This window comes from Hylemonella sp. GW821-FHT10B10 (assembly GCF_059415585.1).
The window spans coordinates 1969833-1992812 of sequence record NZ_JBWKNN010000001.1; the positions used below are offsets into that span (position 1 = coordinate 1969833).

General features: G+C 65.0%; 27 protein-coding genes and 1 pseudogene. 18 read left to right on the forward strand and 10 right to left on the reverse strand.

Features of this window, described 5'->3' with window-relative positions:
* Window positions 1-31 precede the first annotated feature (31 nt).
* Window positions 32-814 (reverse strand): SDR family oxidoreductase, encoded by a 783-nt coding sequence (locus AC07NT_RS09455; protein WP_498596710.1) that lies wholly within the window; start codon window positions 812-814, stop codon window positions 32-34.
* Window positions 815-981: 167 nt separating this feature from the next.
* Between AC07NT_RS09455 and AC07NT_RS09460 the strand changes: the two genes are divergently transcribed.
* Together AC07NT_RS09460 and AC07NT_RS09465 are read left to right on the forward strand one after the other, a co-directional pair.
* A complete protein-coding gene (locus AC07NT_RS09460) occupies window positions 982-2667 on the forward strand; it encodes an electron transfer flavoprotein-ubiquinone oxidoreductase (protein ID WP_498596709.1) in 1686 nt (561 codons plus the stop codon).
* Window positions 2668-2946: 279 nt separating this feature from the next.
* On the forward strand, window positions 2947-3342 hold the full coding sequence (locus AC07NT_RS09465) for a hypothetical protein (RefSeq protein WP_498596708.1): 396 nt from the start codon (window positions 2947-2949) through the stop codon (window positions 3340-3342).
* 25 nt (window positions 3343-3367) lie between these two features.
* On the opposite strand, the gene AC07NT_RS09470 is transcribed toward AC07NT_RS09465, so the two are convergent.
* Window positions 3368-3637: a hypothetical protein gene (locus AC07NT_RS09470; RefSeq protein ID WP_498596707.1), complete on the reverse strand. Its 270-nt coding sequence runs from the start codon at window positions 3635-3637 to the stop codon at window positions 3368-3370.
* A 124-nt stretch (window positions 3638-3761) separates the two neighbouring features.
* On the opposite strand from AC07NT_RS09470, the gene AC07NT_RS09475 reads away from it, so the two are divergent.
* From AC07NT_RS09475 to AC07NT_RS09485, 3 genes are all read left to right on the forward strand, one after another.
* Complete coding sequence (locus AC07NT_RS09475) at window positions 3762-4523, forward strand: molybdate ABC transporter substrate-binding protein (RefSeq protein WP_498596706.1); 762 nt, start codon at window positions 3762-3764, stop codon at window positions 4521-4523.
* Between the two features lie 48 nt (window positions 4524-4571).
* Window positions 4572-4766 carry a hypothetical protein gene (locus AC07NT_RS09480; RefSeq protein WP_498596705.1) on the forward strand — a complete coding sequence of 65 codons (195 nt, stop codon included), beginning with the start codon at window positions 4572-4574 and terminating at the stop codon, window positions 4764-4766.
* Window positions 4767-4872: 106 nt separating this feature from the next.
* Window positions 4873-5460, forward strand: a complete 588-nt coding sequence (locus AC07NT_RS09485; protein ID WP_498596704.1) for a dienelactone hydrolase family protein — start codon at window positions 4873-4875, stop codon at window positions 5458-5460.
* A 22-nt stretch (window positions 5461-5482) separates the two neighbouring features.
* Here AC07NT_RS09485 and AC07NT_RS09490 read toward each other — a convergent pair whose 3' ends face one another.
* Together AC07NT_RS09490 and AC07NT_RS09495 are read right to left on the reverse strand one after the other, a co-directional pair.
* Complete coding sequence (locus tag AC07NT_RS09490; protein WP_498596703.1) at window positions 5483-6124, reverse strand: NrsF family protein; 642 nt, start codon at window positions 6122-6124, stop codon at window positions 5483-5485.
* Entirely contained in the window at window positions 6121-6696 is a 576-nt protein-coding gene (locus AC07NT_RS09495) for a sigma-70 family RNA polymerase sigma factor (RefSeq protein WP_498596702.1), read from the reverse strand. The genes AC07NT_RS09490 and AC07NT_RS09495 overlap by 4 nt, the downstream gene beginning before the upstream one ends.
* Window positions 6697-6810: 114 nt before the next feature.
* Between AC07NT_RS09495 and AC07NT_RS09500 the strand changes: the two genes are divergently transcribed.
* The 4 genes from AC07NT_RS09500 (at window position 6811) to msrA (ending at window position 9294) form a co-directional block, all read left to right on the forward strand.
* On the forward strand, window positions 6811-7419 hold the full coding sequence (locus tag AC07NT_RS09500; RefSeq protein ID WP_498596701.1) for a cytochrome b/b6 domain-containing protein: 609 nt from the start codon (window positions 6811-6813) through the stop codon (window positions 7417-7419).
* Window positions 7420-7431: 12 nt separating this feature from the next.
* A complete protein-coding gene (locus AC07NT_RS09505; protein ID WP_498596700.1) occupies window positions 7432-8217 on the forward strand; it encodes a molybdopterin-binding protein in 786 nt (261 codons plus the stop codon).
* Window positions 8218-8286: 69 nt separating this feature from the next.
* Window positions 8287-8526 (forward strand): pentapeptide MXKDX repeat protein, encoded by a 240-nt coding sequence (locus AC07NT_RS09510; protein WP_498596699.1) that lies wholly within the window; start codon window positions 8287-8289, stop codon window positions 8524-8526.
* Between the two features lie 132 nt (window positions 8527-8658).
* Entirely contained in the window at window positions 8659-9294 is a 636-nt protein-coding gene (gene msrA, locus AC07NT_RS09515) for a peptide-methionine (S)-S-oxide reductase MsrA (protein ID WP_498596698.1), read from the forward strand.
* A gap of 13 nt (window positions 9295-9307) precedes the next feature.
* Here the strand turns inward: msrA and AC07NT_RS09520 are convergent, their stop codons facing one another.
* Both AC07NT_RS09520 and AC07NT_RS09525 read right to left on the reverse strand, forming a co-directional pair.
* On the reverse strand, window positions 9308-9814 hold the full coding sequence (locus AC07NT_RS09520; RefSeq protein ID WP_498596697.1) for a DUF1993 domain-containing protein: 507 nt from the start codon (window positions 9812-9814) through the stop codon (window positions 9308-9310).
* Between the two features lie 94 nt (window positions 9815-9908).
* The gene (locus tag AC07NT_RS09525) at window positions 9909-10151 is read right to left on the reverse strand and encodes a DUF2789 family protein (RefSeq protein WP_498596696.1); all 243 of its coding nucleotides are present in this window, start codon (window positions 10149-10151) and stop codon (window positions 9909-9911) included.
* A gap of 120 nt (window positions 10152-10271) precedes the next feature.
* Here AC07NT_RS09525 and fumC point away from each other — a divergent pair, with 120 nt between their 5' ends.
* From fumC to hppD, 4 genes are all read left to right on the forward strand, one after another.
* Complete coding sequence (fumC, locus tag AC07NT_RS09530) at window positions 10272-11684, forward strand: class II fumarate hydratase (protein ID WP_498596695.1); 1413 nt, start codon at window positions 10272-10274, stop codon at window positions 11682-11684.
* 117 nt (window positions 11685-11801) lie between these two features.
* Window positions 11802-12521 (forward strand): iron-sulfur cluster repair protein YtfE, encoded by a 720-nt coding sequence (ytfE, locus tag AC07NT_RS09535; protein WP_498596694.1) that lies wholly within the window; start codon window positions 11802-11804, stop codon window positions 12519-12521.
* Window positions 12522-12587: 66 nt separating this feature from the next.
* On the forward strand, window positions 12588-12923 hold the full coding sequence (locus AC07NT_RS09540; RefSeq protein ID WP_498596693.1) for a cupin domain-containing protein: 336 nt from the start codon (window positions 12588-12590) through the stop codon (window positions 12921-12923).
* A gap of 204 nt (window positions 12924-13127) precedes the next feature.
* Window positions 13128-14210 carry a 4-hydroxyphenylpyruvate dioxygenase gene (gene hppD, locus AC07NT_RS09545; protein WP_498596692.1) on the forward strand — a complete coding sequence of 361 codons (1083 nt, stop codon included), beginning with the start codon at window positions 13128-13130 and terminating at the stop codon, window positions 14208-14210.
* 152 nt (window positions 14211-14362) lie between these two features.
* Here the strand turns inward: hppD and AC07NT_RS09550 are convergent, their stop codons facing one another.
* On the reverse strand, window positions 14363-15574 hold the full coding sequence (locus tag AC07NT_RS09550; RefSeq protein WP_498596691.1) for a GGDEF domain-containing protein: 1212 nt from the start codon (window positions 15572-15574) through the stop codon (window positions 14363-14365).
* A gap of 410 nt (window positions 15575-15984) precedes the next feature.
* Between AC07NT_RS09550 and AC07NT_RS09555 the strand changes: the two genes are divergently transcribed.
* From AC07NT_RS09555 to AC07NT_RS09575, 5 genes and pseudogenes are all read left to right on the forward strand, one after another.
* Complete coding sequence (locus AC07NT_RS09555; protein ID WP_498596690.1) at window positions 15985-16224, forward strand: DUF6566 family protein; 240 nt, start codon at window positions 15985-15987, stop codon at window positions 16222-16224.
* A 36-nt stretch (window positions 16225-16260) separates the two neighbouring features.
* Window positions 16261-16527 carry a translation initiation factor IF-1 gene (gene infA, locus AC07NT_RS09560; protein WP_057676588.1) on the forward strand — a complete coding sequence of 89 codons (267 nt, stop codon included), beginning with the start codon at window positions 16261-16263 and terminating at the stop codon, window positions 16525-16527.
* 78 nt (window positions 16528-16605) lie between these two features.
* A pseudogene (gene rbp / locus AC07NT_RS09565) lies at window positions 16606-16947 on the forward strand (RNA-binding regulator); the annotation flags it as partial.
* A gap of 121 nt (window positions 16948-17068) precedes the next feature.
* A complete protein-coding gene (gene gcvH / locus AC07NT_RS09570) occupies window positions 17069-17431 on the forward strand; it encodes a glycine cleavage system protein GcvH (protein WP_498596689.1) in 363 nt (120 codons plus the stop codon).
* Between the two features lie 126 nt (window positions 17432-17557).
* Complete coding sequence (locus AC07NT_RS09575; protein WP_498596688.1) at window positions 17558-19474, forward strand: PhoX family protein; 1917 nt, start codon at window positions 17558-17560, stop codon at window positions 19472-19474.
* Between the two features lie 123 nt (window positions 19475-19597).
* Here the strand turns inward: AC07NT_RS09575 and AC07NT_RS09580 are convergent, their stop codons facing one another.
* From AC07NT_RS09580 to AC07NT_RS09590, 3 genes are all read right to left on the reverse strand, one after another.
* Window positions 19598-20332 (reverse strand): proteasome-type protease, encoded by a 735-nt coding sequence (locus AC07NT_RS09580; RefSeq protein WP_498596687.1) that lies wholly within the window; start codon window positions 20330-20332, stop codon window positions 19598-19600.
* Between the two features lie 65 nt (window positions 20333-20397).
* A complete protein-coding gene (locus tag AC07NT_RS09585; protein WP_498596686.1) occupies window positions 20398-21357 on the reverse strand; it encodes an alpha-E domain-containing protein in 960 nt (319 codons plus the stop codon).
* 16 nt (window positions 21358-21373) lie between these two features.
* Entirely contained in the window at window positions 21374-22891 is a 1518-nt protein-coding gene (locus AC07NT_RS09590) for a circularly permuted type 2 ATP-grasp protein (protein ID WP_498596685.1), read from the reverse strand.
* Window positions 22892-22980 lie beyond the last annotated feature (89 nt).

Consider the following 22980-nt stretch of genomic DNA (forward strand, 5'->3'; position numbering starts at 1 on the left):
CATCAAGACCCGGCCACGCGGCCGGGGACCTTCAGGTCGCGAAGCCGTCGTCGGCCTGGATCACGGCGCCATTGATGAAATGGCTCTCGTTGGCGCACAGCATCACCAGCACGGAATCCAGGTCTGCCGCCTGGCCCACGCGCTTGCGCGGCAGCATGGCGATGAGCTTCTGGCCCTGCTCGGTCTGCCAGTGGTGGTGGTTGATCTCCGTGTCGATGTAACCCGGGCACAGGGCGTTGACGTTGATGCCGAACTTGCCCCACTCCAGCGCCATGGCGCGGCTCATGTGCACCACGGCGGCCTTGCTCATGCAGTAGATGCCGATTTGCGGCAGCACCTTGAGCCCGGCCATGGAAGCGATGTTGATGATGCGCCCGCCCGTGAACGTGCCCGGCGCCGCACCCTTGGCGCGCGCCAGCATGCGCTTGCCCACTTCCTGCGCCACGAAGAAGGCGCCCTTGGTGTTGGTGTCCAGCACGAAATCGTAGTCTTCCTCCGTCACGTCGACGATGCGCTGGGTGGTGCTCACACCCGAGTTGTTGATCAGGATGTCGATGGAGCCTACCTCGGTCTCGGCCCGCGCCACGGCTGCACGGATGGAACCCAGGTCCGTCACGTCGAGTTCCACCACATGGGCGTCGCCCCCCTCACCTTCGATCTGCGCGCGCAGGTCCTTGAGCTTTTCCATGCGGCGCGCCGCCAGCACCACGGCCGCGCCAGCCTTGGACAGGGTGCGGGCGAACTGCGCGCCCAAGCCGCCCGAGGCGCCGGTGATGAAGGCCACACGGCCGGAAAGATCGATGCTGTAAGCCATGGTGGGCCCTTTCGAAAAATACCCGACAAAAATAGAACGACCGTTCTATTTTGCAGCCGTTCCGATTTAAAATCAGTCACGGATCCGACAGGCCAGGGTCGGGTTTGCCCCTAACATCCGGCCCGGCTTCAGCCCCATTATCAAGCGATCAGTACAGAGACACGACCATGACCAACCAGGAAATCCTCGCCCAGTTCGGCCCTCGCGAAGCCATGGAATACGACGTGGTCGTTGTCGGCGGCGGCCCCGGTGGCCTGGCCACGGCCATCCGCCTCAAGCAGTTGGCGACTGAAAAAGGCAAGGACGTCTCCGTGGTCGTGCTTGAAAAAGGCGGCGAGCCCGGCGCCCACATCCTCTCAGGCGCGGTCATGGACCCGATCGCCCTGACCGAACTCTTCCCCAACTGGAAGGAACTCGGCGCCCCGCTGCACCAGCCCGTCACCGGCGACGACGTGCTCTTCCTGTCCGAGACCGGCGCCAAGCGCACCCCCAACTTCTTCGTGCCCGACTGCTTCCACAACGAAGGCAACTACGTCATCAGCCTGGGCTTGGTCACCAAATGGCTGGGGGAACAGGCCGAAGCCCTGGGCGTGGAAATCTTCCCCGGCTTCACCGCCGCCGAAGTGCTCTACAACGAGGACGGCTCCGTCAAGGGCGTGGCCACAGGCAATATGGGCATAGGCAAGGACGGCGAGCCCACAGACAGCTTCCAGCTCGGCATGGAACTGCATGCCAAGTACACCGTGTTTGCGGAAGGCGCGCGCGGCCACCTCGGCAAGCAGATCATCGCCAAGTACAAGCTCGACGCAGGCAAGGACCCGCAGAGCTACGCCATCGGCGTCAAGGAACTGTGGGAAGTACCGGCAGACAAGGCTCAGCCCGGCCGTGTGGTGCACACCGCCGGCTGGCCCATGGACAACAGCACCTACGGCGGTGGTTTTCTCTACCACTCCGAGGGCAACAAGGTCACGCTGGGTTTTGTCACCGGCCTGGACTACCAGAACCCCTGGCTCAGCCCCTTCGAGGAAATGCAGCGCTGGAAGACGCACCCGGCTATCCGCAAGCACATCGAAGGCGGCAAGCGCATCGGCTACGGCGCACGTGCCATCACGGCCGGCGGCCTGCTGAGCCTGCCCAAGACCGTGTTCCCGGGCGGCGCCCTCGTGGGTTGTGATGCGGGCTACCTGAACGCCAGCCGCATCAAGGGCAGCCACGCCGCCATCAAGACCGGCATGCTGGCCGCCGAAGCAATCTACGAAGCTGTCGGCGCCGGCCGCCAGCACGACGAACTGGCCGCCTATCCTGCCGCGTTTGAACGGAGCTGGCTGCACACCGAGCTGAATCGCTCGCGCAACTTCAAGCAGTGGTTCAAGAAGGGCAACCTCGTCGGCGCGCTGATGACGGGCATCGAACAGTGGTTCCTGCCCAAGCTCGGCATCAAGAATCCGCCGTGGACCATCCACCGCAAGGAAGCCGACCACACCCGCCTCAAGCCCGCGGCCGAGTGCGCGCAGATCCCGTACCCGAAGCCCGATGGCAAGCTCACCTTCGACCGCCTGAGCAGCGTCTTCATCAGCAACACCAACCACGCTGAAGACCAGCCCGCCCACCTGACGCTCAAGGATGCCAGCGTGCCCGTGAGCATCAACCTGGCCAAGTACGCCGGCCCCGAGAGCCGCTACTGCCCGGCCGGCGTCTACGAGTTCGTGAAGAACGACGACAACAGCGACCGCCTGCAGATCAACGCGCAGAACTGCGTGCACTGCAAGACCTGCGACATCAAGGACCCGACGCAGAACATCGTGTGGGTCACGCCCGAAGGCGGCGGCGGGCCGAACTACAGCGGCATGTAAGCCACTCCGCCATGACAAACGGGCCCCGCTGGGGCCCGTTTCTTTTTGGTGCGGCGCGCGCATGCATCCGGTGCGATGACCCCACTTTTGGCGCAGGGAAGTGCCATTCCAGCGAGCGCCCCCCGGTTTCGGCCGGCACGTTTCTTGATGGATGAAAGCAGCCATTTGCACAGACACATCATTCCGTTCACTCACTGTGCCTTCGGCTCTTTTGTCGTCACCGTTGCGTCATTGTTTGATTCCTAGACTGTCTGACAGGAAAACATACAGGAGGATCCCATGAAGACTGCTTTGAACCATGTGTTGATGTGCGCCCTCATCGCCACCCTGGCCCCGCAAAGCTGGGCACAGACAGTGAAGGTGGCCTTTCCACCCGAGAAGACTCCACAGGAACTCAAGGTGACGCTGGAGCGCTGCGCGACATTGATGAAGCGCGGCCCGGTCACCGAGATCTTCGACGGTTACGCCGCCACCAACGAGCAGCTGCACCAATGCCAGTACCTTGAAGAGCAGGAGGTCAGTGCGTGCCAGCCGCATTCGTCCTGCCCTGCTTATGCAAGCTGGTCCCGACGCAATCCGGAGTTCTCCCCCGCCATGCAGCGCACTGCGTTCATCAGCGCCTTGCTCTCCCGGCAGAAGGTGGTGTCCGCTTTCAGGGACAGCCGGATCAAATAAAAGAACGGGGCCCCAAGGCCCCTTCTCATTTTCCGATCTGCAGGGAGGCCTCCATGCCCGCCCTGGCACGCGGACCCTCACGCTGCGCGGAGGAAGCCCTTGCCGACAGTTGCTCCTTCAACTCGGCCACATCCTTCTGCAGGCTGTCGTTGAGGTTCTGGGCGACGGCCAGTTCGCGCCTGATCCTGGCGTCCACCTGGTCCAGCACCAGATTCTCGTCATGCAGGCGCTTTTCGTAGCGGATGTTGTAGCCAATCACGATACCCAGCGCCAGGAGCAGTAGTTCAATCAGCATCGCAAGCTTCCTCCCGTCAAAGACACCCCCTGATCAAAGCATGATGCATGCCAGAGCCTTGCTCTTGGCGGCGGCGGACATGCTCCCTAGAATGCCCCCACCACACTTATACAAGGGATCTCACATGCGCCTGCTTTCCGTCCTGCTGCTCCCCGCCCTGGCCCTCACGGGCACCCTGGCCCAGGCCGACACCATCAAGGTGCTGACCACGGGGGCCTTCAAGCAGGTGGTGGTGGCCCTGGTGCCGGCCTTCGAGGCGCGCTCCGGCCACAAGGTCGATGTGCAGAACGACACCGCCGGCGCGCTGGCCAAGCGCATCGCCGCCGGTGAAAGCTTCGACGTGCTGGTGCTGACGCCGGCCGGGCTCAAGACCCTGGCCACCGAGGGCAAGGTGAAAGCTGACAGCGTGGCCACGCTGGCCAAGGTGGCCATCGGTGTGGCCGTGAAGGCCGGCGCCCCCCAGCCAGCCATGGCCAGCGTGGAGGACTTCAAGCAGGCGGTACTTGCTGCGCGCAAGGTGGCCTACATCGACCCGGCCGCCGGTGGCTCCAGCGGCATCTACCTGGACGGGCTGTTCCAGCGCATGGGCATCGCCGAGGCCGTGCGCGCCAAGGCCGTGCTGGTGCCCGGCGGCCTGGTGGCCGACAAGCTGGTGAGCGGCGAGGCCGACCTGGCCATCCACCAGATCAGCGAGATCCTGCCCGTGCAGGGTGCGCAGCTGGTGGCCCCGCTGCCCGAAGCCATCCAGAACTACACCACCTATGCCGGTGCCGTGAGCGCGGGCAGCAGCCACGCGCAGGCCGCCCAGGCTTTCCTGGCGACCCTCAGCAGCACGGAGGCCGCGCAGACCATCCGCGCGAAGGGCATGCTGCCGGCGCAGCCCTGAGCTTCACAACTCGTCTGTTTGAGCCCCCACACCTGAAGGAGACGCGCCATGACACGCTTGACCGCCCAGGACTTCCAGCCCGAAGTGCTGCAACTGTTCGACCGTTATGTGCATGGCGACATCAGCCGGCGCAGTTTCCTGGACATGGCCAGCAAGCTGGTCGGCTCATCCACGGCCGCTGCCGGGCTGCTGGTGGCGCTGAGCCCCAAATTCGCCGAGGCGCAGCAGGTCCCCCCCGAATGACCCGCGCCTGGAAACACGTTTCATCACCCTGCCTTCCGCCGAGGGCAATGGCACGATCAGGTGCTATCTCTGTAAACCGGCGCGCACCAGCGCCAGACTGCCTGCCGTGCTGGTCATCCACGAAAACCGTGGGCTCAACCCACACATCGAAGACATCACGCGCCGACTGGCCCTCGACGGTTTCCTGGCCCTGGCACCCGACGCGCTGACGACCCTGGGCGGTTATCCGGGTGACGAAGACAAGGCGCGCGAGCTGTTTGCGAAGCTCGACAGCGGCAAGACCGCCAACGACTTCCTGGCCGCTGCACGCGCCCTGCTCGCCCTGCCAGAGAGTACTGGCAAGGTCGGGGCCGTGGGCTTTTGTTATGGCGGGGGCATCGTGAATCTGCTGGCCACCCAGGTCCCCGAACTGGCGGCGGCCGTGCCCTTTTACGGGCGACAGCCGCCCGCGCAGGACGTGGCCAGGATCAAGGCCGCGCTCCTGATCCACTACGCCGGTGAAGACCCGCGCATCAACGCGGGCTGGCCCGAGTACGAGGCTGCGCTCAAGGCGGCCGGCAAGCCTTATGAGGCCTTTGTCTATGCCGGCGCCCAGCACGGCTTCAACAACGACACCACGCCCCGCTTCGACGCCGAAGCGGCCAGGCTGGCCTGGTCACGCACGGTGAACCTTTTCAAAACAAAACTGGCTTGAGAAATCGCCGGTGTCATGCCGCCTACCAGCGCAGCACCCGCGGCCCCAGCAGCGCCCCCGCCGTTGTGGGGATGGCGATGCCCAGGACATACCAGAGCGCGATGAAGGGCGCCCCCGATTCCGGACAGTGCAGTGCATAGACCAGCGTGCCCATCGCACCGGCCAGCAAGCCGGCGCCAGCACCGGCCAGTGCCAGCCGCGTGGGCGCCAGGCCGCGCAGGACCCAGAGCGTGGCCGCGAACAGCGGTAACGAGATCAGGGCGATGCTGAAGGGGCAGGTCTTCCAGGTGCTGCCCAAGACCAGGCCGGGACGCTGATCGGGCGTGGCTTCCAAGAGCACCACACCGGCCAGCATCCACAGCAGCAAGACAGGGGCGGCCAGCGCCGCCCATACGCGACCCAGGCGCATGCCGGGGCGGGCCAGGCGCTCGGTCGCGACCAGAGCGGCCAGCGCCAGCAGGCCAGCAAAGACAAACTTCAGCCAGAAGGTCCACTCCACCAACACATGCGACAGATCGGGGCGCAGGCCGTGGGTGGCCAACAGCAGCAGAAACGCCGCCGGCAGGCCCAGGCCCAGGCCGATGGCGTAGCGCCGGCCCACGGCGTGCGCGGGCACGGTGGCCGCGCCGGTGGCCAGCAGCGAAACGAGTTCTTCGGTTTTCATGGGGTCCCCTTGATTCTGGCGGCCAGGGCCTTGAGGCCGCGGTGCACGCCGATCTTGATGGCCGACTCCGACATGCCCGTGAGCTTGGCGGCCTCTGCCACGGACAGGCCCTCAAGCTTGACGTGCACGATGGGCAAGCGCTGCCGATCGGGCAAGGTGGTGAGCAACTGGCCCAGATCCTTGCGCGCGTCGGCGGCATCGGTGTCGGACGCGGCAAACACCTCGACTTCGTCGTCCAGCGGATCGGTCAGCGCCTCACGCGAGGCGCGGGCGCGCAACAGGTCCACCAACTTGTAGCGGGCGATGGCGTGCACCCAGGCCGTCAGGGGCTGGTCCTGCCGGTAGGTATGGCGCTGGTTGTGCACCGCGAGCAGTGTTTCTTGCACGAGGTCCTCTATGTCGTCGGGTCGCTGGAAAAGCCGCTTCCTGAAATAGGCGCGCAGGTAGGCGCTCAGGTCCTTCAGGAAGCGGTGGTAGGCCGGCGCGTCACCTCGCAGGCCCTGCAGCAGCAAATCACGCAGCCGCTGCTCGGTGGCCGAGAAGCGGGCATCTCTTTCTACTGTTCGTTCCATGAAGGCTTTGGGTTACAGCGGGCGCAAAAAATATTTTTTGGTTTTCTGCCGGGAACTGTAACCCGTGCCGGTGCGACACCGAACTACTACCCGGAACCAGCACAACAACACGCCATGAAGCCAACCGACACACAACCCCTGCCCGTCATCCATCCTGGATGGTTGCGCGCCACGCACTGGCTCAATGCCTTGGCCGTGCTCGTGCTCATGATGAGCGGCTGGCGCATCTACAACGCCACGACCTTCCTGGGTTTTTCGATCCCGAACGGGATCACCCTGGGGGGATGGCTGGGGGGCGCCCTGCAGTGGCACTTCGCGGCCATGTGGGTGCTGGTGGCCAACGGCCTGCTGTACCTGCTGCTCAATCTGGGAACCGGCCGCCTGCGGCGCAAGTTCATTCCTCTTGCCCCCCGGGCCCTGCTGGCCGATCTGCGCGCAGCCTTGCAGAGGCGTCTGTCCCACACCGACCCGCAGCACTACAACACCGTGCAGCGCCTGGCCTATCTCTTCGTGATGGTCGACAGCGTGCTGCTGGTGCTCTCAGGCCTGGTGCTCTGGAAGTCCGTGCAGTTTCCGCTCTTGCGTGAACTGATGGGCGGTTATGAGGGCGCGCGCTGGGTCCATTTTTTCAGCATGGCGGGCCTGGCCGCGTTCGTGCTGGTGCACGTGCTGATGGTGGCACTGGTACCGCGCACGCTGCGCGCCATGTTGAGCGGTCGCTGAGGAACACAAGGTATGAAGATCCGAACTCCCCTACGCCCCATCGCCGATGGCGAACTGATCCTGCAAGAGGCCGTCCAGCGCCTCAGTTCCCCCAACCAGCCTGCCCGGCGCGACTTTCTGCGCCGCTCGCTGACGCTCGGCGGCCTGGCCATGCTGACGGGTTGTACGTTGGCCGACGAGAACAGCGTGGAGACGGCGCTGATGCGTGTCTCCCGCCTGAACGACGCGGCACAGGGCTGGTTGTTCGATCCCGCGCGGCTGGCCCCCACCTACCCCGAATCGATGATCACGCACCCCTTCCCCTTCAACGCCTTCTACGGTGAAGAGGAGGTGCGGGAGATCGACGCCGGCAGCTACCGTCTGGAGCTCAGCGGCCTGATCGCGGACAAACGACGCTGGTCCCTGCCGGAACTGCAGGCCCTGCCGCAGACGGACCAGGTGACCCGCCACATCTGCGTGGAGGGCTGGAGCGCCATCGGCAAGTGGGGCGGTGTGCCTTTTGCCGATTTCCTGCGCCGGGTCGGCGCCGACCTCAGCGCGAAGTACGTGGGTTTCAAATGCGCGGATGACTACTACACCAGCATCGACATGCCCACGGCCCTGCATCCGCAGACGGTGCTGGCCCTGACCTACGACGGGCAGCCGCTGCCCCCCAAATACGGATTCCCGATGAAGCTGCGCATGCCCACCAAGCTGGGCTACAAGAACCCGAAGCACATCCAGGCGATCTTCGTCACCAACACCTACCCCGGCGGTTACTGGGAAGACCAGGGGTACAACTGGTTCGGAGGTAGTTGAGCTCCCAAGCTCGTCTGCCCTGAAAAACCGGCATCACTGCCACACATCACCACCACCAAGGAGTTCAACATGAATAAGCTCATTTCCACCCTGCTGTCCGCCACGCTGCTGCTGACCGGCGGCGCCGCCATGGCCGACGACGCCATGATGAAAAAGGATCCCATGGCCAAGGACAGCATGGCCAAGGATTCGATGAAGAAGGACTCCATGGCCAAGGACGGCATGAAAAAAGACAGCATGTCCAAGGACACCATGAAGAAGGACTCGATGGCGAAGGACAGCATGTCCAAAGACGCCATGAAGAAGTAAGTTCAGGGAGGGGTGAGGCGGCGCCCTGTGCCGGCCTCACCCAGGTTTGCGACCCCGCGGGCACCCAGGTTTTCCGCCCGGGCGCAGACTGCGGCAGGTATCGCATCACACACGTCCACGGAGAATGCCGTCATGCCCGCACTATCACTCAAGCTCACCTTCTCACGGCTGGCCGCCCTGCTGGCCCTATTGCTTATCCTGCCGGTCTTCGCACCGGCCCAGGCGGCGACCACCAGGGAGCAGACCGCCGTGTTTGCCGGCGGCTGCTTCTGGGGTGTGGATGCAGTGTTCAAGCACGTCAAGGGCGTGATCGAGGTGGAATCTGGCTACGCCGGAGGCGACCCCACACGCACCAGCTACCGACAGGTCAGCGGCGGTGGCACCGGTCATGCCGAGGTCGTGCGTGTGCGCTTCGATCCGGACCAGGTGTCCTACCGGCAGTTGCTGGAAGTCTTTTTCACCGTGGCGCACGACCCGACCCAGCTCAACCGCCAGGGCCCGGACGTGGGCACGCAATACCGTTCCGCGATCTTCACCACCAGTGCCGATCAGGCCAGGGAGGCGCAGGCCCAGGTGCAGCAGTACACGCAGGCACGCACCTTCCCCAGACCGATCGTGACGCAGATCGCGCCGCTGCAGCAGTTCCACCGTGCCGAGGACTACCACCAGAACTACCTGGCCTTGCACCCCACGCAGGCCTATATCGTGATCCACGACCTGCCCAAGCTCGACAAGCTGCGCAGCAGCTACCCCAAGCTGTACCGCTAGGAGCCCTCAGACATCAAGGATTGCCGAGGTAGTCCCGCTTGCCGATCTCCACGCCGTTGTGGCGCAGGATGGCGTAGGTGGTGGTGACGTGGAAATAGAAGTTGGGTACGGCATGGCCCAGCATGAACTGCATGCCGGTATAGCGAGTTTCCTTGTCACCCCGCTTGATGACGATCTCCTTGTCTTCCGTGCCGTCGATCTGGGCGGGCTTGAAAGTCTGCAGGTAGGCGATGGTCTTGGCGATACGGGCCTGCAGTTCCGGCAGGGTTTTTTCCGTGTCTTCGTAGACCGGGATATCCACGCCAGCCAGGCGCGCGGCCAGACCCTTGGCGGTATCGGTGGCGATCATGATCTGGCGGGCCATGGGCAGCATGTCAGGATAGAGGCGAAAGCCGGTGAGCGCCAGCTCGTCAAGCTTCTTGGCTTCCACATGGGCCTGGGTCTTGGCCAGGATGGCAGACAGGTTGCCCAGGATGTTGATGAAACGCGGCACGCTGGCCTGGTACATGGAAATGGTCATGGTGTCTCCGGGATAGAGCTGATGATGAAACAGCGCGCATTGTGGAGCCGCTGGGCAGCACCTGCTGGCGCAGGGGCATTGCGGCCGCGCCGTTTCAGCGCGCCGGCTCGCGCAGGGCCAGGTTGAGCTGGTCCACCACCGCAGACCAGTCCGAATCGCCCACCAGCTCGTCGCGCAGCAAGGCGGCCTGGGCAGGTGTCCAGAAACCGGCGTCCTCCAGCCGGGTGGCGGGGTTCAGGGGGGAATGACTCTGGATGAAGGCGGCGATGTCCTTCACATCGCTGGGCAGGCCCAGCTGGGCAAAGAGTTCACAGAACTGGTGGTAATGGGGTGACATATCTGGCTTCCTTTCCTGCCGCGCCCGGCGGGCCAACGGTACAGGGCGTATTGAACCCGCATATTGGACTGCGCACAATGGCGGGTGTGTAATGACCACCTCGAAAATGGGAGCATCACTGTGTCCACCATCGCCCCCTCGCCCGCCACACGCACCGAACGCGACAGCTTCGGCCCCATCGAGGTGCCGGCCGACCGGCTCTGGGGCGCGCAGACGCAGCGCTCGCTGGCCTTCTTCGCCATCTCCACCGAACGCATGCCACCCGAACTCATGCTGGCCCTGGCCGCGATCAAACGGGCCGGTGCGCAGGTGAACCAGGCGCTGGGCCTGCTGCCCGACACGAAAGCCCAGGCCATCACGGCTGCTGCCGACGAGGTGCTGGCCGGCCGGCACAGGGCCGAATTTCCGCTTTCGGTCTGGCAGACGGGCTCGGGCACGCAGAGCAATATGAACATGAACGAGGTGCTGGCCAACCGGGCTTCGGAACTGCTGGGCGGCGCGCGCGGCATGGGGCGCCTGGTGCACCCGAACGATGAGGTGAACCTGGGCCAGTCTTCCAACGATGTGTTTCCCACAGCCATGCACCTGGCGGCAGCCCTGGCGCTGCACCAGGCCCTGCTGCCCGCGCTGGCCGCCCTGCGCCAGACCCTGGCCACGCAGGCCCGGGCCTTCCATGACATCGTGAAGATAGGCCGCACCCACCTGCAGGATGCCACGCCGCTGACCCTGGGCGACGAGTTCTCGGGTTACGCAGCGCAGCTGACGCAGGCCGAGGCGCAGATCCGCACGGCGCTGGACGCGGTCTACCCCCTGGCCATCGGCGGTACGGCCGTGGGCACGGGCCTGAACACCCACCCCGAGTTCGGCACGCGCGTGGCGGCCGCGCTGGCGCAAGCCACGGGCCTGCCCTTCAGCAGCGCAACCAACAAGTTCGCAGCCCTGGCCGCGCACGACGGCCTGGTGGCCATGCACGGCGCGCTGCGCACGCTGGCCGTGGCGCTGATGAAGATCGCCAACGACCTGCGCTGGCTGGCCTCGGGCCCGCGCGCGGGCCTGGGCGAGATCACCCTGCCCGAGAACGAGCCGGGCAGCTCCATCATGCCGGGCAAGGTGAACCCCACGCAGTGTGAGGCGCTCACCATGCTCTGCGCCCAGGTCATGGGCAACGACGTGGCCATCGGCATCGGTGGGGCTTCGGGACACTTCGAGCTCAATGTCTTCAAGCCCTTGATCGCCCACAACCTGCTGCAGAGCATCCGCCTGCTGGCCGAGGGCATGGCCAGCTTTGATACCCATTGCGTGCGCGGCATCGAGCCCCGACGCGAGCGCATCCAGGCGCTGCTGGACAGTTCGCTGATGCTGGTGACGGCGCTGGCGCCGCACATAGGCTATGACCGCGCCGCGGAGATCGCCAAGCGCGCGCACCAGGACGGCAGCACCCTGCGTGCCGCCGCACTGGCCCTGGGCTATGTAAGCGCGGCGGACTTCGACCGCTGGGTGCGGGCCGAAGACATGGTGCGTCCGGGTTTGTGAATGCCCTGACGCTCTTCGGGGGCATCCTGGCCAAGCCCGCAAACCTTGCGCTAACTCAAGAAAGGGTTATTCGCTCCTCTCTCTAATCACTCTCATAGCAACACAGGAGTGATGAAGATGAATGCCCGACTGCACACCACCGCCCCCGACCGGCTGGACGCCGACCAGGCCATCGGCCAGATTGCCGTGCAACTGCCCGGCGCCACCGCCGTCTTTCGCCGGCTCAAGCTGGACTTCTGCTGCGGCGGCCAGATCAGCCTGCGGCAGGCCGCGAACGACAAGGGGTTGAACCTGCCCGCCCTGCTCGAGGAGTTGGGCACCCTGCAGCGCCCTGCCGGCCTGCCGGCCGCCACCGAACCGGGCCCGCTGATCGACCACATCCTGGCGCGTTACCACGAGGTGCACCGCGCACAACTGCCCGAGCTGATCCGCATGGCGCGGCGCGTGGAGGCCGTGCACCGTGAGCACCCGGACGTGCCCAGGGGCCTGGCCGATTTCCTTGAACATATGGAGCAGGAACTGCTCTCGCACATGATGAAGGAGGAGCAGGTGCTCTTCCCCATGCTCCGCACGGGCGGCAACGCCTTCGTGGTGCAGCCCATCGGCATGATGCGGCACGAACACGTGGACCATGGCGAAGCTCTGGATCGTCTGGCCGCCCTCACCCATGACGCCACACCACCGGCCAGCGCCTGCAACACCTGGCGCGCACTGTACGCGGGCATTGCCCAGCTCAACGAGGACCTGATCAACCACATCCACCTGGAGAACAATGTGCTGTTCCCGCAGTTCGAGACGCCGCAGCCGGCGCAGGGCACGGCCTGCGGCTGCCACTGACACCGGCTGGACAAGCGCTTCCCGCAGGGGCACCATGGATCCGGTTCATCACCGGGAGATCAGACCATGGCACAAGCTCACGCGCAATCAGGCGCAGTGGTCAGCGTGCGCCCGCTGGGCGCTGCATTGGCAGGCGCACGCACCACCGCTCTGCTCAAGGCCGCGCAACTGGAGGTGGTGCGCGTCGTGCTGCCTGCGGGCGCCACGATGCGCGAACACCAGACACCCGGCGAGATCACGGTCCTGTGCATCGAGGGGCGCATCGAGTTCAGCACCCCGACGGGTACCCAGATGATGGAAGCGGGAGACTTCATCCACCTGCGCGGTGGTGAACCCCACGCCCTGCGCGCTAAGGCCGACGCCTCGGCGCTGGTGACGATCTGCCTGCTGGCGCCGAGCTGAGCTGCCGGGAAACCCGCTGGCACCGGCCGGCGCAATGGGTTACCCTTGCAGGCGTCACTCCCCATGAATATCCAGTTCCTGATCATCGGCCAGCACCTGGCGCGCAGCACGCGCGGTCGGCCCTGCGCGCCCCCGGTCGGCGCCCGCTGAACCCTGCGCGCGCACCAGCCTCGGTGCGCTCCTGATCTTTTTTGGAGACCCCTCATGGCCGATCTGTTTGACAACCCCATGGGCCTGTGCGGCTTCGAGTTCGTTGAATTCGCCTCACCCGCCCCCCACAGCCTGGAACCCCTGTTCGAGAAGATGGGTTTCACCCTGGTGGCGCGCCACCGCAGCAAGGACGTACTGCTCTACCGCCAAGGCCATATCAACTTCATCGTGAACCGCGAACCCAGGAGCCTGGCTGGCTACTTCGCGGCCGAGCACGGGCCCAGCGCCTGCGCCATGGCCTTTCGCGTGCGCGATTCGCACCGGGCCTATGCCCGCGCGCTGGAGCTGGGCGCGCAGCCGGTGGACGTGCCCACAGGTCCCATGGAACTGCGCCTGCCCGCCATCAAGGGCATAGGCGGGGCGCCGCTGTACCTGATCGACCGCTATGAAGACGGCAAGAGCATCTACGACATCGACTTCGAATTTGTCGAAGGCGTGGACCGGCACCCGCGCGGGCATGGCCTGAAGATCATCGACCACCTCACGCACAACGTCTACCGTGGGCGCATGAGTTTCTGGAGCCAGTTCTATGAGAAGCTGTTCAACTTCCGCGAGATTCGTTACTTCGACATCCAAGGCGAGTACACGGGCCTGACCAGCCGCGCCATGACAGCACCCGACGGGTTGATCCGCATCCCGCTGAACGAAGAATCCGGGCGCGGCGGCAGCGGGCAGATCGAAGAGTTCCTGATGCAGTTCAACGGCGAAGGCATCCAGCACATCGCCCTGCTCAGCGACGACCTGATCGCCACGGTGGACGCGCTGCAGATGGCCGGTGTGCCGCTGATGACGGCACCCAACGACATCTACTACGAGATGCTGCAGGAGCGCCTGCCCGGCCACGGCGAACCCGTGCCCGAGCTGCAGGCGCGCGGCATCCTGCTCGACGGCTCCACCAAGGATGGCAAACCCCGCCTGCTGCTGCAGATCTTCAGCCAGACGCTGCTGGGGCCGGTGTTCTTCGAGTTCATCCAGCGCAAGGCCGACGAGGGATTTGGCGAGGGCAACTTCAAGGCCCTCTTTGAAAGCCTGGAGCGCGACCAGATCCGCCGCGGGGCGCTCAAAGTTGGGGACTGACTTCCTCCGCAGCACTCGGTAGCGCGGAACCTGGCGTGTCGGCCGTTCGGCCTGCGCGCACATGGCGAGCCACAGGCGCTCATCCCATGCATGCAAGGCACAACCCGCGCGCTGCAAAAAGGCGCGGGACAAATGGCCCGGGCCCATGAGGCTCACGCCGCCGTCATGACGCGGTTGCGCCCCTGGTTCTTGGCAAGGTAGAGCGCCACGTCGGCCTTCTTGAGCATAGCTTCGGCGTCGGCGGCATGCCGCGGCACCCCCGAAGCCACACCCAGGCTGATGGTGACCACGCTGGCGGCTTTCGAGTGGGCGTGCGGCATGGCTACGGCCTCGACAGCGGCGCGGATCTTCTCCGCAAAGGTGCGGGCGTCCTGCGCGGTTGAACCGGGCAGCACCAGGACGAACTCCTCGCCGCCGTAACGCGCCACCAATTCACCGGCGCGACGAGCCTCGCCCGCCAGGGTGGTCGCCACGCGGCGCAGGCATTCGTCGCCGGCCTGGTGGCCATAGTGGTCGTTGTAGGCCTTGAACTCGTCCACATCGATCAGCACCAGCGCCAGGGGCAGGGACAAGCGCGCGGCACGCTGCCATTCGATCTCCCAGACCTCGTCGAACCGGCGCCGGTTGGCCAGGCTGGTGAGCGCATCGGTGCTGCTGAGCGCAGCGAGCTGGTGGTTGGCGGCTTCCAGTTCGGCTGTGCGCTCACGCACGCTGGCTTCGAGCTTTTCGTTGGCGTTCTGGATGGTCTGCTGCAGGCGGGCCTGCTGGGCCACTTCGCGGCGCAGGCGGCGCGAGAACATCAGGCCGACCCAGATCATCAGGCCCAACGCCCCCAGGCGCAGGGCGTAGGCGGCGTTGCGCATCCGTTCCAGCCGGCGGGCCTTGTCGGCCAGCTCATCGGTGAGCGCGGTGATGACGGACTCGGTGGTGATCTCGTAGATCTTCTTGGCCAGCACGTAGTCTTCCTCGAAGAGCACGGCGCGCGCGCGCGGCCAGTTGCCCGCGCGCATGTGGCGCAGGGAGCGGGCCTCGATGGTGCGCAGGCCTCTTTGCAGATCGTGCAGGACCGAGATATCACCCGAGAGGTTGAGTTCGCGGCTGAGATCGGCCACCGCACTGACCGTGGCCATGAGGTTCTCGTTGACGCTGTCGTAGCGGCTCACGCGCATGATCTTCTGCTCCAGCACGGCCCCGCTGAGCAGGCTGGTGAGCTCCTGCTCCAGGCGCACGATGCGCTCGAGCCGGGTGCTGATGCCCAGATGGCGCACGTGCATGTCCTCGCTGCGCACGTCCACATAGGCCCCCAGCACAAAGGTCAGGACCAGGATGGCCACCGCGATGTAAGTACTGCCCAGGTATCTCATCTTCGAATTCTTGGTGAGTCCAGGGAGAGAGAGCCCCCCGCAAGCGCGGGGTCCATTCTGCAGGTCCGGGGAGCAGCGGTACAGCCCCCTGGGGCGTGTCGCAAAGATTTATCGGCGCAATCCTTCAATACCGGGTACAATCCGCCAGCTGCTGCAACTTGCTTACCTGTGCATCAGCTGTTGTCTGACTTGGTTCGCGGCACCTACAAGCCGCCCTCCTTCACCCTCTGGCCGCTCTCACCGGCCCCCGGTTGTCAAACTCCCCCCTTCAGCGGCGAGCCCTATCCCCGGTCTGTATTTCTTTTCCAGGACCGGACACCCAAAGCGGCGTGTGCCGCAACGTCCAGCCCCTGGGCTGACGGTTTTTCCTGTTTTTGCGACGCGTCACCGTACGCGCGCCCTTAGTTTTGATGATTACCACCCTAGAAAAAGCATTCTCGGTGGGCAAGTACCTTGTCTCACCCCTGACCCGAACCACCGAATCGGGCAACTACACGGCTTCCGTGTCCATCCGTAGCGGCAGTGGCCGCGGCACCTCCGACCGTGTGTACCGCTTCGTCCCCGAATTCGCCACACGCGAAAGCGCCCTCCAGTACGCCGTGGCCGAAGGCCACAGCTGGCTGCAGCAGCGCCAGGGCTGCGCAGCCTGACCCCCTACACTGTCATATACCCACGAGGAAGACACCATGGCCAAAGAAGAACTGATCGAAATGGAAGGCAAGGTTGAAGAAGTGCTGCCCGATTCGCGCTTTCGCGTGACACTGGACAACGGCCACAGCCTGATCGCCTATACCGGCGGCAAGATGCGCAAGCATCACATCCGCATCCTGGCGGGCGACAAGGTGTCGCTCGAGCTCTCGCCCTACGACCTGGGCAAGGGCCGCATCACCTTCCGCCACCTCCCTCCCCGCACCGGCGGCGCACCCGCGCCCGCCCGGCGCACGTTCCGTTGACCGCCTAACCAGACGGTCATTCCCCCTGCGTCACAAGTTGCATTGCGACCCACGGCGCTTTTTTTGAAAGGCTCACTCATGAGCAGCAAACTTTATGTCGGTAACCTCTCCTACTCGGTGCGGGACGACGATCTGCAACAGAAATTCGGCGAATTCGGCTCTGTCCAGTCCGCCAAGGTCATGATGGACCGCGACAGCGGCCGCTCCAAGGGCTTCGGCTTCGTGGAAATGTCCAGCCCGGCTGAAGCCGAAGCTGCCATCCGCGGCATGAACGGCCAGAACGTTGACGGTCGCGACATGGTCGTGAACGTTGCCCGTCCGATGGAACCCCGCACCGGTGGTGGCGGCGGCTTCGGCGGCGGTGGCGGCGGCCGTCGTGAAGGCGGTGGCGGCGGTTACGGTGGCGGCGCCGGCGGTGGCCGTCCCCGTTACTGAAGCCTCGGCTTCCCCCGAAAACCGGCTCAAGGGCCGGTTTTTTTATGCCTGCGAGTGACGCGGGCCGGGCGGGTAAGATCAGCCCCTCGATAACGGAGAGATGGTCATGATCAGGTTCAGCGACGAACACGTGTGGGTGCGGGTGGAAGGCGATACGGGCGTGGTGGGCATCACCGTGCACGCGCAGGACACCCTGGGCGACATCGTGTTCGTGGAACTGCCGGCCATCGGCAAGACCCTGGCCGCCAAGGACGTGGCCGGTGTGGTGGAGTCCGTCAAGGCCGCGGCCGACGTCTACAGCCCGGTCGGCGGCACGGTCACCGAAGTCAACGAGGCGCTGCGCGCGGACCCGGCCCTGGCCAACAGCGAACCGCTGGGCGCGGGCTGGTTCTACAAGCTCAAGCTGTCCAGCCCCACCGAACTCGACGCGCTGATGGACGAAACGGCCTACGCCAAGTTCAGCGCCTGAACCCGTTCTGATACACCGCCCCCACGGGGTCGGTGACTGTCTTCATCCTGTCATCTTGCTGCCTTAAAACCGGGGCAGGTCCGGTCGTTTGACCGGTGTTCATCCATCTCCCGGTTCAGCAAGATCATGGCCAAAGACTTTTCCACCATGGAGGACAGCAACAGCTCCTCCAACCCCAGCATCCACGAGATTTCCACGCTGACGCGCCGCACGCTGCTGCAAGGCGGCCTGGGCGCGACGGTCAGTCAGCTGCTGGCGCCCTTGGCTGGTGCCTCGGCCCTGGCCGGTTGCGCCAGCATGGGTGGCTCAACGCTGCTGGGTTTCAAGAGCGTGCCCACCTCGACGGCCGACACGGTCGTGGTACCCGAGGGCTACACGGTCCAGGTGATCGCGCCCTGGGGTGACCCCGTCGGCCTGTCCGGCGAGAACCATGCGTTCAAGGACGACGCCAGCAACAACGCCGCCCAGCAGGAAACGCAGCTGGGCATGCACCATGACGGCATCCACTACTATGCGTTGAACGGCTCGCAGAGCGGCATGCTGGTGATGAACCACGAATACACCGACGAGGGCCTGCTCTTCCCCGACGGCATGAAGACCTGGACGCCGGAGAAGGTGCGCAAGGCCCAGGCCGCGCATGGTGTATCGATCATTGAAGTGGAACAGCGCAACGGCCAGTGGGCCCTGATCAACCCCTCGCCCTGGGCCCGCCGCATCACGGCCAACACGCCCATGACCCTGGGTGGTCCCGCCGCCGGCCACCCGCTGCTGCAGACCGCCGCTGACCCGAGCGGGCGCCGCGTGCTGGGCACGATCAACAACTGCGGCAGTGGCGTCACCCCCTGGGGCACCTACCTCACCTGCGAGGAAAACTTCATCAACTACTTCAACGGTGGCGACACGCTCACGCCGCATGAAGCCCGCTGGGGTCTGAAGAAGGGTGGCGCCGGTGGTTACCGCTGGCACGAGCACGACGCGCGTTTCGACGCCACCAAGAACCCCAACGAACCCAACCGCTTCGGCTGGGTCGTGGAGATCGATCCGTCCAACCCCAGTTCCACGCCAGTCAAGCGCACGGCCCTGGGCCGCGCCGCACACGAGGGCGCCACCGTGGCCGTGACCAAGGACGGCCGCGCCGTGGTTTATATGGGCGAGGACTCGCGCTTCGAGTACATCTACAAGTTCGTCAGCCGCGACCGCATCCTGCCGGGTGGCGCGCGCGCCAATGCCACGCTGCTGGACCATGGCACGCTCTACGTCGCGAAGTTCAACGCCGACGGCACCGGCCAGTGGCTGCCGCTCACGCACGGCCAGGGCCCGCTGACGGCGGCCAACGGCTTTGCCGACCAGGGCGAGGTGCTGATCAAGAGCCGCCAGGCCAGCGACCTGCTGGGCGCGACCAAGATGGACCGCCCCGAGTGGATCGAGGTCGACCCGCAGGGCTGGGTCTACTGCACGCTGACCAACAACAGCAACCGCGCCATGGGCAAGAACCCGGGCGTGGATGCGATGAACCCGCGCGCCAACAACAGCATGGGCAACATCATCCGCTGGAAAGACGAGGGTGACTTCCACGGCAGCACGCTGAAGTGGAACCACTTCGTGCTGGCCGGCGATCCAGCCAACGAGCGCGCCGAGGCCCGTGGCAATGTGAAGGGTGATATGTTCGCCTGCCCGGACGGCCTGTGGACCGACACGCGCGGTGTGCTGTGGATCCAGACCGATATGTCGACCTCGGCCATGGGCAAAGGCGATCTGGCCCGCCTGGGCAACAACATGATGCTGGCAGCCGATCCGGCCACGGGCGAGATCCGCCGCTTCCTGACCGGCCCCAGTGGCTGCGAGATCACCGGCGCCACCGGCACACCGGACGGCCGCACCATGTTCGTGAACATCCAGCACCCGGGTGAGAGCCCCACGGAACGCAGCGACCCGGCCGAACCGGGCAAGCTCTCGAACTGGCCCTCGGGCAAGCCCGGCGCCCGCCCACGCTCGGCCACGGTGGTGATCCGCAAGCGCGATGGCGGAGTTATTGGAAGTTAACCCCCGAGGGGCTACGCCCCTCCCCCCTTTCTCGCCTGCGGCGGAAGGGGGGCGCTCCCAGCGGCCTGGCGTAGCCAGTTCCGCGGGAGCCCTGGTTTAAGACCTCTGAGCGGGTCGTCGTCTTTATGACTTCCAGTAGCCCGGCGCGGGCAGCTCGTTGAAGACCTTGCGCAACTGCTCGCCCCAGCGTTCGCGCAGGGAGGCGAAGTAGGGTTCCTTGCTGTCGATCAGGGCATGGCGCTGCACCTTTAAGCTATTTTTTTCATAGCACATCAGGTCCAGCGGCAGACCGACCGAGAGGTTGGACTTCATGGTCGAGTCCATGGAGATCAGGCAGCACTTGGCCACTTCATCCAGGCTGAGCTGGTTGCCCACCACGCGGTCCAGGATGGGCTTGCCGTACTTGGATTCACCGATCTGGAAATACGGCGTCTCGGGCGTGGCCTCGATGAAGTTGCCGGCCGAGTAGACGTTGAAGAGGCGCGGCTCCTCGCCCCGGATCTGCCCGCCGAAGATCAGGCTGACGTTGAACTCGATGCCGAATTCCTTGAGCGACTCGGCGTCACGCGCGTGCACCTTGCGCACGGCATCGCCCACGATCTTGGCGGCGGAAAACATATTGGGCGCATTGCCCAGGTGCTTCTCGCCCTGGGCCTGCATCTGGACGCGCAGGCCGCTGGCCACGGACTGGCTGACGGCCAGGTTGCCCGCGGTCAGCAGCACCATGACCCGTTCACCCGGCACCTCGTAGATGTGCATCTTGCGAAAGGTGTTGATCTGGTCCACGCCGGCATTGGTGCGCGAATCGGATAGAAAGACCAGCCCGGCTTCATTGCGGACGGCGACGCAGTAGGTCATGCGGGATCACCCGTGGTGTTGAACAACCGCCATCTTAACGAGGCGGTGGCAGGGCCGGCGCGGGATCAGGCGACTTCGGGCATGAGGAAATCCTGGCTGATGCGCGAGCCGATGCTGTTCACCCGGTCCAGGAACTGGGTCAGGTAGGCGTGCAGGCCTGTGGCCAGGATTTCGTCAATGCGGCTGTACTGCAGCTCGGCGCGCAGCTTGCCCGCCTGGCGCAGGGTCTCGTTGTCCTCGTCGCTGCTGACCAGGCGCAGGTTGCTGACCACCTCGTTCATGCTGGCGTGCAGGGACCGCGGCATGTCCGGGCGCAGGATCAGCAGCTCGGCCACACGCTCGGGCTTGATCACGTCGCGGTAGACCTTGCGGTAGATCTCGAAACCGCTGACGCTGCGCAGGATGGCGCTCCAGTGGTAGAAGTCGTACTCTTGGTCCTTTTCTGTGCCGTTGCCGAAAAAGTCGCTCTGCACCGCATGGAACTTCACGTCCACCAGGCGCGCGGTGTTGTCGGCGCGTTCGAGGAAAGTGCCCAGGCGCATGAAGTGCAGGGACTCGTCCATCAGCATGGTGCCCACGGTGACACCACGCGAGAGGTGCGAACGGAACTTGACCCATTCGAAGAACTGGCCCGGGTCGCGTTCGAACTCGCGGCTCTTGAGCATGCGGATGACCGAAAGCCAGGTCTGGTTCTGTGTCTCCCAGACCTCGGTGGTCAGGGTACCGCGCACGGCCCGCGCGTTCTCGCGCGCGGCGCGCAGGCAGGAGATGATGGACGAGGGATTGTCCTCGTCGCTGACCATGAACTCCATGACGCCCTTGGCCGTGACCTCGCCGTACAGCGCCTGGTAGGAAGGCAGCAACTCGCTGATGGACAGCAGGCCCTGCCAGCCGACCTGGGCCACGGCCGCCGATTGCGGCAGCAGCGAGGTTTCGTAGTTGACATTGAGCATGCGCGCGGTGTTCTCGGCACGCTCGGTATAACGGCTCATCCAGTAGAGGTGATCAGCGGTACGGCTCAGCATGATGATCTCCGGTTGTTCAGACTTCGAGGATCCAGGTGTCCTTGGTGCCACCGCCCTGCGAGGAGTTGACGACCAGGGACCCCTCCTTGAGTGCGACGCGCGTCAGGCCGCCCGGCACCATCTGCACCTCCTTGCCAGTAAGCACGAAGGGCCGCAGATCGATGTGGCGCGGGGCAATGCCCTTCTCCACAAAAGTGGGGCAGGTGGACAGGCTCAGCGTGGGCTGGGCGATGTAGTTGCTCGGGTTGGCCAGAACGGCCTTGCCGAAGTCTTCGATCTCCGCCTTGGTGGCCGCCGGCCCCACGAGCATGCCGTAGCCCCCGGCACCATGGACCTCCTTGACGACCAGGTCCTTGAGGTTGGCCATCACGTACTTCAGGTCCTCGGCATTGCGACACATGTGCGTGGGCACGTTGTTGAGTATGGGTTTCTCGCCGAGGTAGAACTCGATCATCTTGGGCACATAGGGGTAGATGGACTTGTCGTCCGCCACCCCGGTGCCCACGGCATTGCAGATGGCCACGTGGCCGGCGCGGTAGGCGTCCATCAGGCCGGGGCAACCCAGGGTGGAGGTGGGCCGGAAGACCTTGGGATCCAGGAAGTCGTCGTCGACGCGGCGGTAGATCACGTCCACCCGGCGCGGGCCCCGCGTGGTCCGCATGTAGACGAAGTTGTCCTTGACGAACAGGTCCTGGCCCTCGACCAGTTCCACGCCCATCTGCTGGGCCAGGAAGGCGTGTTCGAAATAGGCGCTGTTGTACATGCCGGGCGTGAGCACCACCACGGTGGGCTCGGCTGACGTCTCCGGGCCGGAAGCGCGCAGGGTTTCCAGCAGCAGGTCGGGGTAGTGAGCTACAGGCGCCACGCGATGGGCACTGAAGAGGTCGGGAAAGAGCCGCATCATCATCTTGCGGTCTTCGAGCATGTAGCTCACACCGCTGGGCACACGCAGGTTGTCCTCGAGCACGTAGTACTCACCCTCGCCTTTGGCATTGGGCGCACGCACGATGTCGATGCCGGCGATGTTGGAATAGACCTGGTTGGGAAGGTTCACGCCCATCATTTCGGGACGGAACTGCGCGTTGTTCAGGATCTGCTCGGCCGGGATGACACCGGCCTTGATGATCTCCTGATCATGGTAGACGTCGTGCAGGAAGCGGTTGAGCGCGTTGACGCGTTGCACCAGGCCTTTTTCCATGCTGGCCCATTCACGCGCGGGGATGATGCGGGGGATCAGGTCGAAGGGGATGAGCCGCTCGGTGCCCGCGCCGTCCTCGTCCTTGGCGCCGTAGACCGCGAAAGTGATACCCACGCGTCGAAAAATCATCTCGGCTTCATCGCGCCGGGCCTTCATCACGTCGGCGCTCTGGCGCGACAGCCACTGGGCATAGGTGCGGTAGTGTTCCCGCGCCTGGGCATCAGACAACAGCCCGTGGGATTGCGACTGCGACTGGCCTGGTCCAGCGCTCTGGCTCTGGCTCTGGCTTTGCCCGGCCGCGGCCGGTGTGGGGTACATCTCGTCGAATTTCAGCATGGCGCCTTCTCTCCTGTGACGACTACAGCAATTTCCGGGCCCAGCAAAGTTCTGGCTCGGTTCTTGCGGTCCTGAAACCGGGCCTGTAC

Coding starts and splice junctions, on each gene's coding strand:
- AC07NT_RS09480 (WP_498596705.1), top strand. CDS start 4,572: ATGACACGCTTGACCGCCCAGGACTTCCAGCCCGAAGTGCTGCAACTG.
- AC07NT_RS09550 (WP_498596691.1), bottom strand. CDS start 15,574: ATGAGATACCTGGGCAGTACTTACATCGCGGTGGCCATCCTGGTCCTG.
- AC07NT_RS09510 (WP_498596699.1), top strand. CDS start 8,287: ATGAATAAGCTCATTTCCACCCTGCTGTCCGCCACGCTGCTGCTGACC.
- AC07NT_RS09590 (WP_498596685.1), bottom strand. CDS start 22,891: ATGCTGAAATTCGACGAGATGTACCCCACACCGGCCGCGGCCGGGCAA.
- infA (WP_057676588.1), top strand. CDS start 16,261: ATGGCCAAAGAAGAACTGATCGAAATGGAAGGCAAGGTTGAAGAAGTG.
- AC07NT_RS09505 (WP_498596700.1), top strand. CDS start 7,432: ATGAAGATCCGAACTCCCCTACGCCCCATCGCCGATGGCGAACTGATC.
- AC07NT_RS09465 (WP_498596708.1), top strand. CDS start 2,947: ATGAAGACTGCTTTGAACCATGTGTTGATGTGCGCCCTCATCGCCACC.
- msrA (WP_498596698.1), top strand. CDS start 8,659: ATGCCCGCACTATCACTCAAGCTCACCTTCTCACGGCTGGCCGCCCTG.
- AC07NT_RS09540 (WP_498596693.1), top strand. CDS start 12,588: ATGGCACAAGCTCACGCGCAATCAGGCGCAGTGGTCAGCGTGCGCCCG.
- AC07NT_RS09520 (WP_498596697.1), bottom strand. CDS start 9,814: ATGACCATTTCCATGTACCAGGCCAGCGTGCCGCGTTTCATCAACATC.
- AC07NT_RS09470 (WP_498596707.1), bottom strand. CDS start 3,637: ATGCTGATTGAACTACTGCTCCTGGCGCTGGGTATCGTGATTGGCTAC.
- AC07NT_RS09585 (WP_498596686.1), bottom strand. CDS start 21,357: ATGCTGAGCCGTACCGCTGATCACCTCTACTGGATGAGCCGTTATACC.
- AC07NT_RS09495 (WP_498596702.1), bottom strand. CDS start 6,696: ATGGAACGAACAGTAGAAAGAGATGCCCGCTTCTCGGCCACCGAGCAG.
- AC07NT_RS09525 (WP_498596696.1), bottom strand. CDS start 10,151: ATGTCACCCCATTACCACCAGTTCTGTGAACTCTTTGCCCAGCTGGGC.
- AC07NT_RS09475 (WP_498596706.1), top strand. CDS start 3,762: ATGCGCCTGCTTTCCGTCCTGCTGCTCCCCGCCCTGGCCCTCACGGGC.
- AC07NT_RS09460 (WP_498596709.1), top strand. CDS start 982: ATGACCAACCAGGAAATCCTCGCCCAGTTCGGCCCTCGCGAAGCCATG.
- gcvH (WP_498596689.1), top strand. CDS start 17,069: ATGATCAGGTTCAGCGACGAACACGTGTGGGTGCGGGTGGAAGGCGAT.
- AC07NT_RS09575 (WP_498596688.1), top strand. CDS start 17,558: ATGGCCAAAGACTTTTCCACCATGGAGGACAGCAACAGCTCCTCCAAC.
- ytfE (WP_498596694.1), top strand. CDS start 11,802: ATGAATGCCCGACTGCACACCACCGCCCCCGACCGGCTGGACGCCGAC.
- AC07NT_RS09500 (WP_498596701.1), top strand. CDS start 6,811: ATGAAGCCAACCGACACACAACCCCTGCCCGTCATCCATCCTGGATGG.
- AC07NT_RS09555 (WP_498596690.1), top strand. CDS start 15,985: ATGATTACCACCCTAGAAAAAGCATTCTCGGTGGGCAAGTACCTTGTC.
- AC07NT_RS09580 (WP_498596687.1), bottom strand. CDS start 20,332: ATGACCTACTGCGTCGCCGTCCGCAATGAAGCCGGGCTGGTCTTTCTA.
- AC07NT_RS09490 (WP_498596703.1), bottom strand. CDS start 6,124: ATGAAAACCGAAGAACTCGTTTCGCTGCTGGCCACCGGCGCGGCCACC.
- hppD (WP_498596692.1), top strand. CDS start 13,128: ATGGCCGATCTGTTTGACAACCCCATGGGCCTGTGCGGCTTCGAGTTC.
- AC07NT_RS09455 (WP_498596710.1), bottom strand. CDS start 814: ATGGCTTACAGCATCGATCTTTCCGGCCGTGTGGCCTTCATCACCGGC.